This is a genomic window from Mesorhizobium sp. M7A.F.Ca.CA.002.09.1.1 (assembly GCF_003998555.1).
GTDB classification, from domain to species: Bacteria; Pseudomonadota; Alphaproteobacteria; order Rhizobiales; family Rhizobiaceae; genus Mesorhizobium; species Mesorhizobium ciceri.
In genome coordinates this window covers 1-2,722 of record NZ_RZRR01000774.1, presented here as the reverse complement: position 1 = coordinate 2,722, position 2,722 = coordinate 1, and the positions used below count along the sequence as shown (strand labels likewise).

The following is a 2,722-nucleotide window of genomic DNA, read 5'->3' as shown; positions in this document are numbered from 1 at the left end:
GCCGGGCGCCGATCCGGAGCGCCGCTGGGTGAAGGTCAGCTGCGGCCATGTTTCCGGCAGCAGCGCGGCGACCGTGCCGGCCGCGCCTGACGGGCAAGGCAAGCCGGCGGCATCGGGGAAGCCCGAATACGTCTTCGCGCTGAGCTGGCAGCCGGCGTTTTGCGAGACAAAGTCGAACAAGACCGAATGCAGGGCACAAAGTGCCGGCGATTTCGACGCCACGCATTTCACCTTGCACGGCCTGTGGCCGCAGCCGAATGGCAATTTCTATTGCCAGGCGACGGCGAGCGACAAGGCCAACGACAATCCGGCCCACTGGAAAGACCTGCCGCCGGTCAATCTTGACGCCAACACCCGCACGGAACTCGATCAGGTGATGCCTGGAACGGCCTCCCATCTCGAACGGCATGAATGGATCAAGCACGGCACCTGCTACGGCAAGAGCCAGCAGGACTATTTCTCCGATGCGCTGAATTTGATGCGCGCGGTGAACAGTTCGCCGGTGCGCGATCTCTTTGCCAAAAACATCGGCGGCAAGCTAACGGCCGACCAGATCCGCGGCGCTTTCGACACTGCCTTCGGGGCGGGAGCAGGGGACCGCGTGCGCGTTTCCTGCGTCATCGATCCGTCGAGCGGCAGGCGGCTGATCGGCGAACTGACGCTCGGCCTCGCCGGCCCGATCGGCCCAAACAGCGCGCTCAAGGACCTGCTGCTGGCTTCGGTGCCGACCAACAAGGCAGGCTGCCCGACCGGCACCGTCGACGCTATCGGGTTCCAGTAAGGGCGGCTGAACGGCGCCCAGACTGCACGAGCAGCGGTCCAAGCTTGTCCGTGTGATTGGCCTGATCTGGCAAAAGCGATTGCCGTTCGCCGCCGCATCGCCTACATAGCGGCCAACCTCCATTCAATTCGACAAATCCAGTCGGTTTTTCAGGGAAAGCGCGCGTGGCACGCCAGTTCATCTATCACATGGCCGGCCTCAACAAGGCCTATGGCACCAAGAAGGTGCTCGAGAATGTCCATCTCTCCTTCTATCCGGACGCCAAGATCGGCATCCTCGGCCCCAACGGTTCGGGCAAGTCGACGATCCTCAAGATCATGGCTGGGCTCGACAAGGAGTGGAACGGCGAAGCGTGGCTCGCCGAAGGCGCCACTGTCGGCTACCTGGCGCAGGAGCCGGCGCTCGATCCGGACAAGACCGTGTTCGAAAACATCATGGAAGGCGTCGCCGCCAAGACCGCCATCATCGAGCGCTACAACGAATTGATGATGAACTATTCCGACGAGACGGCCGACGAGTCGGCCAAGCTCCAGGACGAGATGGACCGGCTGAACCTATGGGACCTCGAACAGCAGGTCGAGATGGCGATGGAAGCGCTGGGCTGCCCGCCCAAGGATTCGGAAGTCACCAAGCTTTCGGGCGGCGAGCGCCGCCGCGTCGCGCTTTGCCAGCTTTTGCTGCGCCAGCCCGACCTTCTGCTGCTCGACGAACCGACCAACCATCTCGACGCCGAAACCACGGCATGGCTGGAAAAGCATCTGCGTGCCTATCCGGGCGCCGTGATGATCATCACCCACGATCGCTACTTCCTCGACAACGTCACCGGCTGGATCCTGGAACTCGATCGCGGCCGCGGCATTCCCTATGAGGGCAACTACACCAAATACCTCGAAGCCAAGGCCAAGCGGCTCAAGCAGGAAGGCCGCGAGGACGATGCCCGCCAGCGCGCCATCGGCCGCGAGCGCGAATGGATCCAGTCGAGCCCGAAGGCCCGCCAGACCAAGTCCAAGGCGCGTATCCAGGCGTTCCAGGACCTTTTGGATGCAGCCGACAAGCGGCGTCCGAGCGATACGCAGATCGTCATCCCGCACGGCGAGCGGCTCGGCAATGTCGTGATCGAGGCGGAAGGCCTGTCGAAGGGCTTTGGTGACACGCTGCTCATCGACGGCCTGGAATTCAAGCTGCCGCCCGGCGGCATCGTCGGCGTCATCGGCCCGAACGGCGCCGGCAAGACGACACTGTTTCGCATGATCACCGGCCAGGAAAAGCCGGATGCGGGTTCTGTGCGCGTCGGCGAAACGGTGAAGCTCGGCTATGTCGACCAGAGCCGCGATGCTCTCGATCCGTCGAAGACGGTGTGGGAAGAGATTTCCGGCGGCGCAGAAGTGGTCAAGCTCGGCAAGTTCGAGGCCAACACGCGCGCCTATTGCGCGTCGTTCAACTTCCGTGGCGGCGACCAGCAGCAGAAGGTCGGCAACCTCTCCGGCGGCCAGCGCAACCGCGTGCATTTGGCCAAGATGTTGAAGACCGGCGGCAATGTGCTGCTGCTCGACGAACCGACCAACGATCTCGATACCGAAACGCTGGCCGCACTCGAAGACGCGCTGGAAAATTTCGGTGGCTGCGCGGTCATCATCTCGCACGATCGCATGTTCCTCGACCGCCTGGCGACGCACATCCTCGCCTTCGAGGGCGACAGCCATGTCGAATGGTTCGAGGGCAATTTCGAGGATTACGAGCAGGACAAGATCCGCCGCCTCGGGCCGGATGCCGTCAACCCGCACCGCATGACCTACAAGAGGCTGACGCGGTAGGGGGGGTTCCGGGCGGCGATCTCAACCGGCATGAGGAGCTCAAATGGCTGATTGGTCCGCCGCCCAATATCTGAAATTCGAAGACGAGCGCACGCGGCCCGCGCGGGATCTTGTGGCGCAGGTGCCC

At 63.2% G+C, this 2,722-nt stretch carries 2 protein-coding genes and 1 pseudogene; all 3 read left to right on the top strand.

Annotated features, from left to right (window positions below; translation table 11 throughout):
- On the top strand, positions 1–781 hold a 781-nt coding region (locus EN994_RS26030), incomplete at its 5' end, for a ribonuclease (RefSeq protein WP_127307921.1).
- A 164-nt stretch (positions 782–945) separates the two neighbouring features.
- A complete protein-coding gene (gene ettA, locus EN994_RS26025; protein WP_013530923.1) occupies positions 946–2,595 on the top strand; it encodes an energy-dependent translational throttle protein EttA in 1,650 nt (549 codons plus the stop codon).
- 43 nt (positions 2,596–2,638) lie between these two features.
- Positions 2,639–2,722, top strand: a pseudogene (locus EN994_RS26020) (trans-aconitate 2-methyltransferase); the annotation flags it as partial.